The sequence below is a fragment of the Endozoicomonas sp. GU-1 genome, assembly GCF_027366395.1.
Taxonomy (GTDB): domain Bacteria; phylum Pseudomonadota; class Gammaproteobacteria; order Pseudomonadales; family Endozoicomonadaceae; genus Endozoicomonas.
In genome coordinates, this window is the sequence record NZ_CP114771.1 from 2,192,278 (window position 1) to 2,208,827 (window position 16,550).

The 16,550-nt window shown below is 51.7% G+C and carries 16 protein-coding genes; all 16 read right to left on the reverse strand.

From position 1 onward, the window contains the following. Positions 1–68: 68 nt before the first annotated feature. The 16 genes from O3276_RS08840 to O3276_RS08910 all read right to left on the reverse strand — a co-directional run bounded on the left by O3276_RS08840 (position 69) and on the right by O3276_RS08910 (position 16,550). Positions 69–914, reverse strand: coding sequence for a Fic family protein (locus tag O3276_RS08840; protein WP_269675312.1), 846 nt, complete (start codon positions 912–914; stop codon positions 69–71). Continuing rightward, positions 875–1,603, reverse strand: a complete 729-nt coding sequence (locus tag O3276_RS08845; RefSeq protein ID WP_269675313.1) for a hypothetical protein — start codon at positions 1,601–1,603, stop codon at positions 875–877. Before O3276_RS08845 ends, O3276_RS08840 begins: the two co-directional genes overlap by 40 nt. Positions 1,604–1,771: 168 nt before the next feature. Further along, on the reverse strand, positions 1,772–3,631 hold the full coding sequence (locus tag O3276_RS08850; RefSeq protein ID WP_269675314.1) for a V-type ATP synthase subunit A: 1,860 nt from the start codon (positions 3,629–3,631) through the stop codon (positions 1,772–1,774). Positions 3,632–3,649: 18 nt separating this feature from the next. Further along, positions 3,650–4,339, reverse strand: coding sequence for a hypothetical protein (locus O3276_RS08855; RefSeq protein WP_269675315.1), 690 nt, complete (start codon positions 4,337–4,339; stop codon positions 3,650–3,652). A 237-nt stretch (positions 4,340–4,576) separates the two neighbouring features. After that, positions 4,577–5,269, reverse strand: a complete 693-nt coding sequence (locus O3276_RS08860; RefSeq protein ID WP_269675316.1) for a hypothetical protein — start codon at positions 5,267–5,269, stop codon at positions 4,577–4,579. A gap of 123 nt (positions 5,270–5,392) precedes the next feature. Beyond that, positions 5,393–5,842 carry an ATP synthase subunit C gene (locus O3276_RS08865; protein WP_209200523.1) on the reverse strand — a complete coding sequence of 150 codons (450 nt, stop codon included), beginning with the start codon at positions 5,840–5,842 and terminating at the stop codon, positions 5,393–5,395. Positions 5,843–5,844: 2 nt separating this feature from the next. Next, positions 5,845–7,692, reverse strand: a complete 1,848-nt coding sequence (locus O3276_RS08870) for a V-type ATP synthase subunit I (protein WP_269675317.1) — start codon at positions 7,690–7,692, stop codon at positions 5,845–5,847. A gap of 34 nt (positions 7,693–7,726) precedes the next feature. Further along, positions 7,727–8,353 (reverse strand): V-type ATP synthase subunit D, encoded by a 627-nt coding sequence (locus O3276_RS08875; protein WP_269675318.1) that lies wholly within the window; start codon positions 8,351–8,353, stop codon positions 7,727–7,729. A 5-nt stretch (positions 8,354–8,358) separates the two neighbouring features. Beyond that, a complete protein-coding gene (locus O3276_RS08880) occupies positions 8,359–9,762 on the reverse strand; it encodes a V-type ATP synthase subunit B (RefSeq protein ID WP_269675319.1) in 1,404 nt (467 codons plus the stop codon). A 391-nt stretch (positions 9,763–10,153) separates the two neighbouring features. Further along, positions 10,154–10,729: a Rossmann-fold NAD(P)-binding domain-containing protein gene (locus O3276_RS25710; RefSeq protein WP_442876576.1), complete on the reverse strand. Its 576-nt coding sequence runs from the start codon at positions 10,727–10,729 to the stop codon at positions 10,154–10,156. Between the two features lie 2 nt (positions 10,730–10,731). Beyond that, entirely contained in the window at positions 10,732–11,172 is a 441-nt protein-coding gene (locus O3276_RS25715) for a Rossmann-fold NAD(P)-binding domain-containing protein (protein WP_442876577.1), read from the reverse strand. Between the two features lie 312 nt (positions 11,173–11,484). Further along, positions 11,485–13,290 (reverse strand): RING finger protein, encoded by a 1,806-nt coding sequence (locus O3276_RS08890; protein ID WP_269675320.1) that lies wholly within the window; start codon positions 13,288–13,290, stop codon positions 11,485–11,487. Positions 13,291–13,319: 29 nt separating this feature from the next. Then, positions 13,320–14,090 (reverse strand): PepSY domain-containing protein, encoded by a 771-nt coding sequence (locus tag O3276_RS08895; RefSeq protein WP_269675321.1) that lies wholly within the window; start codon positions 14,088–14,090, stop codon positions 13,320–13,322. Positions 14,091–14,170: 80 nt separating this feature from the next. After that, positions 14,171–15,115: a 5-oxoprolinase subunit C family protein gene (locus O3276_RS08900; protein WP_269675322.1), complete on the reverse strand. Its 945-nt coding sequence runs from the start codon at positions 15,113–15,115 to the stop codon at positions 14,171–14,173. Continuing rightward, entirely contained in the window at positions 15,082–15,810 is a 729-nt protein-coding gene (gene pxpB / locus O3276_RS08905) for a 5-oxoprolinase subunit PxpB (RefSeq protein ID WP_269675323.1), read from the reverse strand. The genes O3276_RS08900 and pxpB overlap by 34 nt, the downstream gene beginning before the upstream one ends. Next, on the reverse strand, positions 15,807–16,550 hold the full coding sequence (locus tag O3276_RS08910) for a 5-oxoprolinase subunit PxpA (protein WP_269675324.1): 744 nt from the start codon (positions 16,548–16,550) through the stop codon (positions 15,807–15,809). The genes pxpB and O3276_RS08910 overlap by 4 nt, the downstream gene beginning before the upstream one ends.

Consider the following 16,550-nt stretch of genomic DNA (forward strand, 5'->3'; position numbering starts at 1 on the left):
CTGCATTGTACATATACTGTCGTTTTTTACCAATAATACCGACCCAACCTGTCGACATCCGCAGCCTCCTATCGCCAGTCCTGCTGCAAATACCCATGCAGCCTCCTTTTTGCCTGATCATGAAAGCAGAGAGAGGGTGGATTAGATAAGGCTGGCTGCTGATTGCGCTGTATACCGATAAAAAGATCCTGCCCTTCCTTTATCATTTCGGAGAACTCGGCAGATGACTTCGCAGCAATGGCGTCAACATCCAGAATAATAGACGGAGGCTGACCATTTCTGAGCAGCTCGCGATTGATCAGGTAAATAATGGTTCTGCCATTTCCGTCAAGAAAATAGTGCAAAAACATTAATCGCTTTGCCAGCCTGGCAGTGGATAAGCGAACGTCTTCCGGAGTCGGGGTTCTATGCAGCGCCTTTCTATGGTCAACCAAGACGTTTATCAATACATTTTTCTTGCGAATATTACCTTTGTCAGGCTCATCACAATAGGCTCTGACCGTAACTTTGCCCGGTTTCTCATGATTTGGCGCATGGTAGCCACAAATATGAAAAATTGCGTGATTGTCAGGAGAGCGTTTATCCATACCCCGGTATTTTTGATCGCAGCTCTGCACGAACAACATCATTTCCTGGTAACCCGACGGCGTGAATTTTTCTTTCGGAATATCAAATACATGTGATACAGCAAAGTCATAAGTTGGAGATATGGGTTCACCGTACCAGGACTTGACATCTTTCGTCAGGCTTTGATGAATCTGATTCAATATCAACAGATTCACCGGTTCAAGATCGCCACGACGGGACTGCTCCAACAAACCGGTAAAGGCCTGGCAAAGATTATGAACCGTATTGGCATCATAATTTTGGGCATCTACCCCCAGATAATAGTCTTCTTTCGAGCCAAACAGCATTGGAAAATAGCAGGCGGGAAATCCACGGGTAAGCCAATTCTGTCCATTGCAACCTGTAATTCCGGAAGGGATTTTCTATGGCTGATGATTCCATCTACTATTGCGTCATAACATCCATCCGGATATTTTTTATAAGCCTTAAGAAGATGATCCGCTGTCGTTTTCCTGGAACTGTCCAGCCGGGAAAAAGTGGCTCTTATCAGCTGGAAAAAAACAGTCTTCACCTCACTGTCTTTCAAGGCATCACCTGCCAGCTCATAATCGCGGTCTGTGGCAGATTCTCCTTTTGCCACAAGAGCATCGATCAAAATCCCTGACACAACAGGAAAAAATCTCATAAATCGAGGGGTAAAACTTTTGTCACAGTCAGGATTTGCTGGCCGCACAAATTGCCTGCAAAACTCAATGTCATGTTTCAGGAATGCCTGCAAAGCACACTGAACACTGGTTTTCACTTCTATCTTTTGAGCAGAGACTGGTTGAGTAACAGTAGCGCTAGCCGCAAACCTCTCAGCCAAGCGTCGCATCCTGCCATCTTCCTGCAAATTTGAGCCAGAACCAGCGCCTGACAGGTCATCATGTTCACAGGGGGCAACATGGTAAGAACCCATCCTGCCGCCCGCACGTTCCTGTTGATAAGAGTGGTAAGTTTGAACAACAGGCAAGCCTGAAATTTTATCGTTATCCATACAACACCAGCAGCTCTTTCCAGTGTTGATAGTTAAAAACCCGAAAAGTTCAAACTAAACCAAAGATATTCTGGGGATAATGGACGAAAGCGTATCGGAGAAATTAACTTAAAAAAGCACTGCCGGCATCGCCGGCAGACTTGGACAGGACGTGTTACACAACAGCCATCAGGCAGCTAAAGCCCCCATGGCGTGCTGGCTGCGAAGCTCCTGAATACGGTGCATATAGTTGTTGTATTCAGGTGATCCGTGATGTGCATAGTGCATGTTCTTGAACAGGCCGGTCAGCTTGATAAAGTAATCACGCACCTCTTCTTTATCACTGAAGTTGTACTGCTGACGAATCAGGCTCACCACCAGATCAAAGTTTTCCTGCTGACGATGGATTGGACAGGAAGCGTCCACATCGTCAAAAGCGTCCTGCTGCAGATAGACCATGTCCAGCATGTAAGACTTCTGGAAAGTCACGTAGTCTTCCAGGGTAATACCCTCTTCACCGGTGACCTGCATCATCTGGTTGATGCTGTCACCGCGTACCAGCAGTTCCTGCATCTCCCGCACGTTGCTGACCCACTCTGGCGACAGGTTTTTTGAGTACCAGTCTTCCAGCTGATCCAGATAACGGGACCAGGAGATCAGAGGATCGATCGCCGGGTAGAAACGCTTGTAAGCACGATCATAGGACAGACCAAGAAACGCCTTTACGGTACTCAGGGTGGCCTGGGTAACAGGCTCTTCAAAGTTACCACCGGCAGGTGATACAGAGCCAATCATGGTCAGGGAACCTTCGTCGCCGTCTTCGTTGCGAACCACACCACAACGCTCGTACACCCCCTTGATGGCAGAGTCCATATAGGCCGGGAAGCCTTCTTCACCGGGAATTTCTTCCAGACGGTTAGAGGTTTCACGCATCGCCTGGGCCCAGCGGGAAGTAGAGTCTGCCAGGGCCAGTACGTTGTAACCCATCTGGCGATAGTACTCACCCAGTGTCAGACCGGTATAGATTGAGGCTTCACGGGCAGCCACCGGCATGGACGACGTATTACAGATAATGACCGTGCGGTCGATCAGGGCACCACCGGTCTTTGGATCCTGCAAGTGCGGGAACTCTTCGATGGTTTCAACCACCTCACCGGCACGCTCACCGCAGGCAGTAACAATAACGATATCCGCATCGCAGTAACGGGAGAAACCGTGCTGCAATACTGTCTTGCCGGAACCGAAAGGTCCGGGGATACAACCGGTACCACCACGGGCAATCGGGAAGAAGGTATCAACGATGCGAGTGGTGGTGATCAGCGGCTGGTCAGGGTAAAGACGCTCGGTCTTGCCTTTTGCAGTCAGCGTTTCAGCGATTGACTTACGCACTGGCCAGCGCTGGTACATGGTCAGAGGAATTTCTTCCCCCTTGTGGTTTTTCACCCGAGCCACGACGGTGTCAACAGAGAAGTTACCTTCCTGAATCCAGACCACTTCCACTTCACCCACGGTATCAAACGGAATCATGATCTTGTGGGTAAAGCGACCTTCCGGCACGGTACCAAAGGTTTCACCGGCACGGAGTTTATCGCCGATTTTAGCTACGGCAGTGAATGCCCAGTTATGGGTACGATCCAGGGACTCAACCTGAACACCCCGCTGCAGAAAGCGACCATGCAGATTCGCCAGTCGCTCCAGCGGGTTCTGCAGACCATCGTAGATCATGCTGAGAATACCAGGCCCCAGATCCACTGACAGCATGTGCCCGGTCTGAATAATCAGGTCACCGACAGCAACACCACGGGTTTCCTCAAACACCTGAATATCCGCCGTGTTGCCACGAACACGGAGAATCTCGGCCATCAGCTGCTCTTCCACCGCTTCATTGGCGCGACGGCTTGGCAGTACGTAGACCACCTCGTTCTTAACCAGCGGCTTTTTCGCACCATCTTTGCCACTGATGCTTTCGATGGTGATGATATCACCCATCACCGCTACCACCCGGGCAGAGGTCTGTTGCATCAGCTCTGTTTTTGTCTGTTCAGTCATGTGTATAACCGTTGTCGTTTAATCCGGGGAACCCGGCAATTGGTGGGCAAATTCCCCTAATGCCTGCTGGGTCAGCTCATTAAACCGAACCACTGCCTGTTCACCATTGTAGGAGGTCCAGCGTGCCACCAGGTTCCAGCGCAGCAGATAGATCACCACGGCTTCAAAGTCGAAACGGTGTCTGGCACCAAGCTCGTTCAGCTTGTTCCACACCGCCTCCATCACTGTTTTTTCCAGCGTCAGGTAGTCTTTTTTACTCAGGCATTCAACCGCCACCGGAATCCAGGGGAATGCATGCTGCAAACCGAGGGTCGGATGATTCCAGTTGTGGCGGATGTAGGCGTAGCGGCTACCGTAACTCCATTTCGCCAACGTCGGTGCCTGGATACCATTGGCCTTTCGTCGCAAGGCAGCAGCGATGGTTCGCATATCCAGACGCCAGTTCACCAGCGCTTTCAGATCAGGACTGTCCAGCTCCTGCAACAGGCGCTCTGCCAGATTGATCAAATACGCTTCCTTGATCTCTTCGCCCAGATGGCTCCAGTGCACCAGCTGTTCCACCTTAACCAGGGTTTCACGATCTGCCGTGGACAGCATGGCCAGACGACGGTCCAGCTGAATGCGGGAGATAGGCGTAATCTTGCTGTTAAACAGTGAGTCAATATGCGGCAGCGATGTCAGCAGGGTATAGTAGGCATTTTCAGCCATTGTATTCTCCTCGGAAGTAGCCCAGAAACAGGGTGAAGGAGCCTCTGCCCGTTCACCCTGAGCGCGGTCGAAGGGTGCCTGGCACGATCTATCTCATGGGCCTGGTGTTTATGCCCTTCAACAGACTCAGGAAGATCAGGGTTCGAGGACTCACAATCACGAAACTTATTCAGGAACTGCTCCTTAACATGAGCGTGAGGCAGACATTGCTCTGCCATCACGAACTGACACCGGCAATTATTTAATAATGCCTTCAAGCAGGGCACGGAAACGTGGCTGCAGGTGCTTCAGCAGAACCGCAGCAACGGCTTCATCGGTCAGCTCTACCTGGATATCCTTGTCCTTCAGACGAAAGGCAATGCCACTCTGACCAGCACCACCAACGGTGAACGTGACGCCATCCTGAAGCATCTCACTGGCCCGCTTCATGGCGAACTCCAGCAAACCACCGGCCTTGAGCAGCTCAGGTTTGTCTCGCAATTCATCCACACCAATGACTTTTCTGGGCAGGATCACTTCGATGTTGTTTTCGCCGCGCAGATTGTTCTGGCCAGCCACTTCCAGAATCATCCCTTCCAGCAGCTTGTCGCCTTCCATGGAGTGGCTGACCACCGCACGGATCTGATCAGAGAATTTTTCCAGCAGATAGTCTTTCAGCTCAAGGATGGCATTTCGCTCAGCCAGCTGCAGCGCTTCTTTGCCTGCCCTGGTAATAAAATCCGCTTCCTCACGGGCCTTGCCAACAATGGCACTGGCACGTTTTTCGGCATCCGCGATCAGCTCGGCGGCTTTGGCTTCAGCGTCAGAAATAATCTTGCCCGCTTCCTGGCGACCACTGTCGACGCCCTGGTTACGCAGCTTTTCGATCAGTTCCTGAACACCGACGGAAACGGTTTTCCCGGTTTGTTTTTCAGGAGTTGCAGTACTCATTATCTAATCCTGTATTTGCTTATGGGCCAGTATTTTTTTGAACCACAAAGACACAAAGGCACAGAGAAATACTTTTTGTCTTTGTGTCTTAGTGACTTTGTGGTTCCAACATTCACCCCATCATCAGGCGGCGATGCCCTGACCCATAACCAGTGCGAATACGAAAGCAAATACCGCAAAGCCTTCTACGATCGCCGCAGGTGCAATCGAAAGACCAAACACTTCCGGCTTGTTCTTGGAAGCATTGATGGCCGCTGCAACCGCCTGTCCCTGGTAGACGGCAGAGTACATCAGGGCAACACCGGTCAGCAGACCAATACCAAACAGACCAGGGGCGCTGGCCAGAGTGACGCCGATGCCACTCAGGGTAAACATGATGACAATGCCGTAGATAACCTGGGAAGATGGCATGGCTGAAAGACCGACGAACTTACCGTAGCCGCTCTCTACATCCAGCATCGCACCACAGGCAGACTGTCCGGCGACAGAACAGCCAATTGCAGAACCCACTGCACCCAGAGCAACCGGTGCGAAAACACCTACCCAACCCAGTGCGATAATCAGTGCATCCATTGTTAATCCTCTTTACTAAAAGTTGTTTGCTGGTTAAAGGTCGTTCTTTGGTTAAAGACTTTAAATGGGTAGCCTTCGTCAGACAGTCCCCAGTTGACAAATTCAATGACGTTAAGACGCATGCCGTGAACCACACCGCTCATAATGCACAGGGCAAAATTCAGCAGATGACCCAGCAGCAGAATGATTCCCGCAAACAGCACACCGGTGACGGGGCTGGAATTAAGAACGTCCATGGCCAGAGAGTTAAACGTCATGGCCAGGGATGCACCGGACAGGCCGAGGGCAAACAGGCGCATGTAACTGAGTACATCACCAAAAGCACTGGTAATGTTGTAGACGGCTTTCAGGCCATCCAGCATTCTCAGAATAAGGTCCTTGAAGGATGTCACTGCACGGCTGCTGGAGAACAGGAATACCAGCAGGGCACCGGCAATCATCAGCCCCGGGCCAATGGTGGATTGAAACGCCGCTGGCAGCGTACCGGTCATCCCCAGCCACAGTGTCAGACCACCGCCCATCAACCCCGCCCAGCCCAGTGGTGCCAGGGCATAACTTGAGCCACGATTGACAATCGCCGTCATGACATTGGCAACGATCAGGTGTGCAACACCGATCACCACCGACAATTTCATCATGGCGTTGTAATCGTTCAGGTCGATAAAGGCCAGGCGGCCAAATAAACTGCCACCGTCGGGTGCTGCACCGAAGTAACTGCCGATAAAGACACCCCAGACAATACCCACACCGGACATAAAATACGCCAGATTCATCAGACGACGACCGGTTTCACTCTGCCGGAGCTTGCCCCTGAGCAGGAAAATGATCAGTCCGAAAATCAGACAGTACATGGCATCGCTCATGATCATCGCAAAGAACAGCGAGAATGAGTAAAACACCACATTACCCGGATCCCAGGCGCGGTAGTTGGGGGTCTGGAAGAAGCCAAGGGCATCCGCACCACCACCGGTTCCTGCCGGTTTGTCCAGTAACGTCGGAGGATTGTCGTCTGCCGTCGGGTCCTCGAATATTGCCGCAACACCGTGGGCAGCCGTGAAGGCTTCAACATTGGCCTGCTCAGCCACCGGTACCCAGCCCTGCACCAGGAAGAAGCTGTCTTCATCCATAGTGCCACTGGTGGCCTGCTGCAGATCCGCGCTGTCCAGACGGGCGGCAAGCACCTGATCCAGAAGGTAGTGCCAGCGGGTCAGCGCTTCCCGCTCAGCCAGCAGATCCTCGATGGCATCCTCTGCTTCATCCAGCATCTCTTCCAGGCGGGAAAGTGGAATCTTACCCACATGAGAACGATGCACAGGCAGCAGAAAGTCTTCGGGCTCGTTGTCAGAAACCACGATAACGTAACTGTCTTTCTGGCTCTGATGAATCAGTTCCCAGGGCAGCTCGCACTGCTTAAGGGAATCCCTCAGCGCTGGCAGTTCACCATTGGGCAGAACATAGAACCAGAGCCGTTGACCATTCAGGTCAGACAGGGCAGGAAAAGCAAACTCACCCCAGGGGCGCACTTCCCGAATCCGTTCCTGCAGCTTGTCGCGAATATCGGACTGCTCACGGAATTTGGACTTGTTGTCCAGAATCTTATGAACAATGTCGTCTACCCGGGCAGCATCCTTGTGTTCACGAACATTGCGAACCTGCCGTCTCTGCTTCGGGCTGCGCTCCAGCCACGCTTTCGCTTCACTGGCTTCCGCCGGCTGCACCTGAACCTCAACCGGTTTATCGGTTAATGGAATCAGATGCAGACAGCCCAGGGATTGCAGCTCTTTCAGGATGCCGCTCTTCTCCTGGCTGGGCCCGTAAAGGGTGATCTTTTTCAGTCGTTTAATAGCCATAATCAATGCTTTCGCAGGTTATACCACCCGGATATCAGCCCACCTGCGAATGACCTCCTTTGGCTTCCTGGGCCAGAACCTTGCCCTTGGAGAGCTTGGCGTTCATGACGCTGGCCCGGTCCTGGTCAGACATATAGATCTGGATTTTCTGGATGTTCTTTCTGGTCTGGGGAATCAGCACCTTGGAGAACAGGTTAACCCGCTGGGAGGTGGTACGTGTCGCCTTGTCCAGCTCCTTGTAGCGCAGCTGACGAACCTGAAGTTCTATTCTCAGGCGAATCATCTGCTGCAGAAGCTCAACCAGGTAATCAACCCAGTGGGGTTTGGCCAGATCACTGTAGGGTGTCAGCGCAATTTCAATGTGCTCGACCAGAGGAACCGATGTGCCGACGATATTTTCCTGGGTCAGGCGCACATCCGTTACCTTCACCAGGTTATCCACCGGAACATCCTGTCTGGCCAGCATCGGCAGCTGCTGTCTGACCAGCTGCTCCACCTCCGCCAGATGTTCCCGTGTCTGTGCCAGCGCCTCTTCGGCCTTTTTACGTTCCATCATCAGCTGCTGACGCTTGAGTTCAAGCGCCGGCAGATAACGGTTGTACGTCTTTAAACTGCGCTTCTCTTTGTTTAATGAGCTTTTGTTGAGAGCTACCTTGGCCATGATAATTACGCCTCAGCTACAGCTTCAGAAGCTTCCTCAGCTCTGTGTGAATCACTCTCTGAAGACAGCTGCTCCGGGTTGGGCCAGTATTTTTCCAGCAGACTCTGTTTCATCAGGGTCTCTTCCGGTCCAAAGCATTCAGCCATGGTCTCCCAGCACTTATCCAGCGCCTCTTCCAGTGACATGGCAGCGTCCAGAGACATAAAGCGTCTTTTGAACAGCTTGCCGAACTTGATGGTTTTCAAGTCATAGCTGGACAGTTCAAAGGCCATGGCCTGTTTCTGGGCGGCATTCACCGAGTCCGAGTAGAAGCGGATCATGGTGTTCATGATGGCGGGATGGTCTTCGCGGGTTTCTTTACCCTGAACCATCTGCTTCAAACGGGACAGGGAACCAAATGGATCCAGGTGCCCTTCGTGCAGGTAGAACTGACCTTCGGTGATATAACCGGTGTTATCCGGAACCGGGTGGGTCACGTCATTGCCCGGCATGGTGGTCACCGCCAGAATGGTGACAGAACCGGCCCCTTTGTAGTCACAGGCTTTTTCGTAACGACGCGCCAGCTGAGAGTACAGATCCCCCATATAACCACGGTTGGCAGGGATCTTGTCCATGGCCACACCGATCTCTTTCATGGCGTCGGCGTAAGAGGTCATGTCGGTGAGCAGAACCAGCACCTTTTTGGACTCTTCGACGGCGAAGTGTTCCGCCACCGCCAGCGCCATATCCGGCGTCAGCAGACGTTCAACCGTCGGGTCAGACGCCAGGTTGGTGAACATAACGGTACGGGCAGAGACACCGGCTTCTTCAAAGGTAGTACGGAAGAAGTGGTAATCATCGAAGATCAGACCCATGCCGCCAAACACCACAACATCCGCCTCTGCCTGAATGGCGATACGGGCCAGGAAGCGGTTGTAGGGTTCACCGGCGACAGAGAAGATAGGAATTTTCTGGGACTCAACCAGAGTGTTGAAGACATCGATCATTGGCACATTGGTCCGCACCATGCGCGAAGCCAGTACACGACGAACCGGGTTTACCGAAGGTCCGTCGATCTCCACCCTGGGATCCTGTTCCAGGGCAGGGCCGCCATCAATGGGCTCACCGGCACCGTTGAAGATTCGCCCAAGAATATTGGGGGAGTAGGTGGTCTTCATGGGCTGGCCCAGGAAACAGACCGACGCACCGGTGGAGAGGCCCTTGGTGCCGGTAAAAACCTGGAGAGAAACCTCTTCATGGTCAATCTTGATGATCTGCGCCATGGAGTAAGTCTGTCCATCCTGCTCAATCAACGCCAGGTCACCATAGTTGGCCTGGGCATTACCCTCAGCCAGGTTAGGAACGTGGACGCGAATGAGGTCACCAACGATGCTGAGAATATTGGTGTATCGCAATAGGCTCTGGGGCATTACTGCTCCTCTATACTGCTGGGAAAAAAGAGAATGGACACGGGCCAGGAGATCATCAGTTATGCAGGTAACGCTGAGTAAGTGCGATACGCCTCATTGCACACAACATAAGCAAATTGTCGTATGTTTAGGCTAATAAGCCCAAACACTGATCTGTACTGCTGGCTCTATCCAAGCCTCCTGTAAAACAACTTTTATGTCTCATTAACACAGCCACCTCAGTACTTTCATCGGGCATCGGGCATCGGGAAAGCACTGAGGAACCATTTCGGGCAGCGAATGGAAAACGCCAGATTAAACATCTAATAGAGTAGACAATTCCACGGGTTTCGCAGAGTTCTACCTGAGCAGCAGGTCAGACTTATTGCTTTGTGCGATTTTCTCCGGGAGGCTAACGACTGTTACCCAATGTTTCCACCATCACAGCCTTGATGGTATGCATCCGGTTTTCTGCCTGATCAAAGACAATGGAGGCGTCAGACTCGAACACGTCCTCAGTCACTTCCAGGCCATTCATACCAAATTTGTCAGCGACTTCTTTGCCAACCACCGTGTCATCGTTGTGAAAGGCTGGCAGGCAGTGCAGGAAACGGACATTGGCATTGCCTGTTTTTTTCAGCACTGTCTGATTCACCTGATAGGGTTTCATCAGCTTGACCCTTTCATCCCAGGCTTCCATCGGTTCACCCATGGAAACCCAGACGTCGGTGTACAGAAAATCACAACCCGCCACCGCTTCATCCACCGACTCACTGATGGTGATCTTAGCCCCGGTTTCCCGGGCAATTTCCCGACATTGCTCGATAAGCTCAGGGGCAGGGAAGAATTCTGCCGGGGCCGCAATTCTGAAATCTACCCCCATTTTCGCAGAACCCACCATCAGCGAATTGGCCACGTTGTTGCGCCCATCACCGAGATAGCAGAGTTTCAGCTCACCCAGTGAACGACCATTGCCGTGTTCCTGCATGGTCAGAAATCCGCCAGCACCTGGGTTGGATGCCAGTCATCGGTCAGGCCGTTCCATACCGGCACCCCTGAATAAGCCGCCAGATCTTCCACGTGCTGCTGCAGGTGTCCACGAAATTCAATGCCGTCGTACATACGCCCCAGTACCCGGGCAGTATCTTTCACCGTCTCTTTGGCCCCCATCTGCGAGCCACCACCGATATAGGTGACATTGGCTCCCTGATCAAAGCAGGCCACTTCAAAGGCACATCGGGTTCGGGTCGAGGCCTTTGCAAAAATCAGGGCAATATTTCGCCCGGTTAAATGCTGCTCCTCAGTACCGGATCGCTTTGCCGCTTTCAGCTGTGCTGCACGCTCCAGCAAGTGGCTGATCTCCATTGGGGAGAAGTCCAGTAGCTTGAGAAAATGACGGTCCTGCAAATTCTTCTCGATATCAACAGTCATATACAGTTTCCCGTGTCAGGTCATTTCTTATTCTTTCTTACACTTTTCGTGTCAGGCCAGCGGTCCTTACGTAGACAGTAACGATTCCATTACTGCTTGCGGTCAGGATTCAGGGATTCACATCATCCATAGACCGGTTATTGCTGTCCAGCTCCAAATCGAACTTCATTTGGGCATAGACTAGCGCCGGACGATACGGAAGGCATTACGTAAAAATACGTTTCCAGACTTTATCCCAATTATTCGGCTTTTTATTTACTGCAACTTTACCTATAAAAACAGCTACCCTGACAAATGCCTGCCTCCCGGAGGCTATTCAGAGGGATTTTCCCGGGTTTGAGTTGGCACAAAAGAGGTAATATGGGCCTTATAGATTTGGTAGCCGCTCATAAACACCTTACAAAAGTCACAAATATCAGCAATGCTGGGCGAGCACTGGGTGGAAACCGACCTGTCTTTCATATTCACCAGGTAGAGTCTGTCGGTATCACAGACCAGCATCAGAATCTTTTGCGGATCAACCGATAAACCTGACTCGAAATCCATCAGAATATAGTCCGTTTGGTTAGTAGCCCGTACTGCATACATCTCCGTCAGGGCATTAACTACCTGACGTTGCAAGCTGATCATTTGTACCCTTAACTCATCCTCGCTGATGGGCAGGCCGGGCATCTGACCGACTCTGGCCCTCAAAAAGAGAATTTTCTCTTGCTTCTGGCAATAACCAAGCTCGGACATTCGGGCAATCAGATGTTTGACGGTCAGTTGAGAATTCCGCAGACCGCCCTCAATCATGTTACTCAGCAGGACAACCTTTTCAGCATCCTCTTTACGGATACGCTGCAAACCAAGACTCCTGGCGGCAGCAAGAAGAATCCCCCGGTCATTTTTTGACGGTATCCCTTCGCCGAAATCCCTCGGAGGGTAGTGCTGAACAAACGCCTTGACATCGATGCTATCCAGACCTTCGGCATCAGACTCCCCTTTCAGAGTCGGACGAACAAAGATAGCCTGGGTTGCACCATTGATCAGCATCAGGAACTGGAGGTATTTCACCAACTGGGTACCACTGGCAAAACTCCCGAAACCCAGGCGCCCAAGGACACGGCTCGATAACTGCTCTTCGAAACTAAATAGAAATATCAGGCCAGGTTTTGACGATTCAGTCGGTTCAGGCTGATGACGAAAGATTCGCACCACTGGCGAAACCAGTTCCGGGTAACCCGTTACCGGATTCTGGCGCAGGCAGGCGAAGGCAACAAAAAACGGGTGATCCGGCTCCAGCTGATCGAGTTGTTGCTGCATAGCGGTAAAGAACACATGGGCACCTTCGGGCTTGTCAATATCCATCTGCCTGCCGCAAAGATAGCCTTCTTTCTGGCATATTTTCTGCCATTTCGGTACCACCCCGTGAGCCATTATCTCCCTCAGAAACTTATAATCACTGCCAGTTTCGCTTGCCAGAGTGAGCACCTCTTCTGGAGTAAATATTTGAGCCAGTAGCCGCTCAAATCCCATGGTCATACGAACCACGTCGATCTCCTGTGAGGGACGAACGATGCTTTGCCGGGCAGCTGTCGGCAGGAGAGGATAAGGAGCCTCTGATGAAGGAGGGCCCAACGGGGAACGGTCTATTTGAGAATGTGCACTTTCACCGCCACCCTCCGCCCCAACAACAGGCTGATTGTCGGTCACTGATAGCCCGGACAAGCCTGAAACGGCGGCAATTGATCCAGCCTGTTCACTGACAGGTCCACTATCGGAGGCCCGATTCGGTTCACGGCCACCCCGGGCCAGTACTGGTTCAAAAAAACCCCAATCGTACTTCTTTACTTCTTCGCCAAAATCAACATCCCTGAAAAATTCAATGGGCATTATTATATTGCAGGTTGAACACGGAGTGATCTCTCTGGTCATCACAACAGTACAGCCATAGTGGTAGTTGTGTCCGCAACAACGGGAAGCCATAAAGGGAGGACGCTCGATGTACTCTGTACAAAACCGACAAAACCGGCGATCAATAATCTCCTCCGTTAACGGTTGTAACTCTCTGGCCTGACTGCCGACACCAGAGCCCTGGGCCGGAGTATTTGGTAACAGGGCACGGCCTGGATCCACAAAGACTCTCCTCAAAAAATGTTATTAGGTCAGATCCACCCCAATGGCGTAATTCGGTCCTCGATCACTTCACCGTCAACGGCATTTACCACCATCTTATGTCTTATATGATTGTCATCCAGAAAAATGATTTCCCTGACATTCATATTGTTTTTGACACTGCTTCGGGTTCTCAGCACAACCATCCCACGGTATTTTTTCCGTGCATTTTTGATAATCTGCTCAAGGGATATCTGCTTGCCATCCGGTTTCAGGTCATACGTTACGTCTGTGATCACCCTGCCGGTATAAGCATCCATCGTTAACTGGCGACGCTTCACCTTAAACTGTTTGTCAGCCAACTCTATAACATAGACCATATTGCCACCCTGCCTCTCCAGCCAGGTTCGAATTCTATTGGCTCCGGGGTACTTACTTTCCACCTTTGACAAGATCTCTTCCATTGGCATGGGTACCTGCATAGGGGCATGATCTATCTGCTTGCCACTGAAAGCACCATAAACAACGCGCTCCAACTGGTTATTGGCATCAATAAAGTCGATAACAAACACCTTCTGATGCTCTTCTTCCTGCAACCGGGCTGAGTATACAACCACGTCAGAAGCCTTATTCCCGAAGGTATGCCGGGTTCTGGCTATCAGCTGGTCAAGGGGCAACATGGATCTCAGCTTGCCAGGCTGCTCAAGGTACGCAGGTGTCGCAGGCACAGTACTGCCCGCAGCAAAAACCGCAGATACCGACAAAGCTGCGCCCGCCAATACGCCTGAAATCATCTGCACAGGGAAACTGAACACATTCATCGAGTCTCACCTCTTTTCAGACAACTTTAGAATTGTTTTGCCATAACGCAAGCAGCAATACCTGATGGGAAAACGGTAGGTTACAGATTAAAGAAGGAGTAGAAGCTTTTTAATTTTTGTCCTGCTGCCTGAAAAGATATCGGCTGAAAACGTATCGGGGTTCCGGGCATTGCCTGTGCCAGCCTGTTCAAATCCAACTGGGCAACACAGCCGAACTTGGGGTAGCCCCCCAGTGTCTGGTGGTCGCGCATCAGAATAATTGGCTGACCATTTTCAGGTATCTGAACAGCCCCCAGGGCAATGCCTTCAGAAATCACCCCGCTGAAAGGGGGCGTGATTTTACCCCCTGCCAATCGATACCCCATACGGTCGCTATTGGGAGAAAGCGTGAATTGGGTCTGATAGAGACTTTTCCGGCTCTGTGCAGAAAAAGCCCGGGCCTGATACGACTCCATCAGATTAAGGCTCAGCGGCCCGACATATTCCGGGATATACCGGGCTGGCACAATGCGGTTTATGCCGGGTTTAACTACCTCTTTGGAAACGGTCTTGAGATAATCCCCCTGCCTTATCAGACAACCACTGGCTTCTTTTGCGGCCCCTAACCCACCAATACCATCCCTGACCACGGTCGCCACACTACCAAAGACGGCGGGTGCAGCAAAGCCGCCGGGAATGGCCAGATAGGCTCTCAGCCCTTTTTTGGGAAACTGAAATGATAACGTATCGCCTTTATTCAGATGCAGGGTTCGCCACCCTTCCACAGGCTGACCATTGACTCTGGCTCCCAGATCAGCCCCGGTTAACGCCAGCGTGATGGCTTGATGCGCTATAAACCTTGCCTGCCCACCGGTTATCTCCAACTGGGAACAGATCATAGGGTTTCCCAGAAGATGATTTGCCCAGCAATAAGCATGCAAATCCATGGGGCCACCCTGGGCCAGGCCCTGGTACCCCACTCCCGTTCGACCAGTATCCTGAAGCTGCGTCATCATTCCCGGGTCCAGGACTTCCAGTGCGACCACAAAGTACCTCCAAGCGCAAAAAACTCATCCCGTGATATAGGCTGGAACTGCACAGACAAACCCACAGAGAAAGGTGACATGGGTGTTTTGTCAAAATCAATCAGAGAAACCGGACAATTCCCAATTATCTGCCAACCACCGGGGGAGTCGGATGGGTAGACGGCGGTTTGCTGGTCAGCAATCCCGACACTGCCTGCTGGCAGCATTTTTCGGGGCTCGGACTTTCTTGGCGTGGCAATAGCGGAGTCAACCGACCCCAGGAAAGCAAAACCTGGGCTGAAGCCGATAGCACAAACGACATAAGTCGACTGACTGTGAATCTGGATAACATCTGCCACTGTGCGGTTATGAAACTGTGCAACCTCCGGTAAATCCGGCCCCGTCTCCAGGCTGTAATACACGGGCAAGGTGATTATCTTGTTGGCCTTCCAGGCTCGGTCATCTTTATCATCAGACAGAAAAAAAGTATCAACCAGCCCCTGCAGCCGACTTTTTAACGCGAAAAAATCCGTTTTCAGCGGGTGGTACTGAATATAGATGGTCGTATAAGAAGGGATAACTTCAATAAGCTCAAACGAACAGCTATTTCTGATCTGGTCAGCCAGAGTGCCTGTTTTTACCGCCAGCTGAGTATCAATATGATCACCCAGCCGGATGATCAACGCTGTTTCTGACACAGGCTGGATATCCATCATGGCGCAGCATCTGCCGACTTTACAATCTGATGAATCTGCTGGATCAGGGCTATGGCGTCAGGATTATCACCATGAACACACAGACTATCGGCGTTCATCTTCAGCCGCTTTCCGCTGATGGTGCTCACTTCCCCCGAGAGCAGGCCTCTCACCTGCTGAAGAATCGTGGCTGAATCCCGGTGAACAGCCCCTGGCAAGGTTCTTGACACCAGCAGGCCATGATCGTCATAAGCTCTGTCGGCATAGGCTTCATAAATCAGTGGTATTGAATACCTGTCAGCTGTCTTTTCTTGCAACGCATTATTGCTCAGTGCCTGAATCATAAGCGCTGGTTTGATCTCCATGTTTGCCGCGGCAATCACAATGGCTGCAAACACATCCGGGTTATTCATCATCCCATGGTAAAGGGCACCATGGGGTTTAATGTACTTTACCCGGGTGCCATGCTGCTGACAGATAGCATCCAGTGCGCCAACCTGGTAAGCCACAAGGGCGGTGATACTTTCAGGACTGTGAGGAATGGGGCGACGTCCAAACCCGGCCTTGTCATGATATCCGGGGTGAGCACCAACCGTGACACCGCACTCTACCGCCTGTTGCACGGTGTCACTCATGGTATCGGGGTCAGAAGCGTGAAAGCCACAGGCAATATTGGCCATATCAATCCATGGCATCACTGCCTGGTCATTGCCCATTTGCCAGGGGCCAAAACTCTCCCCCATATCACAATTCAGCTGCAC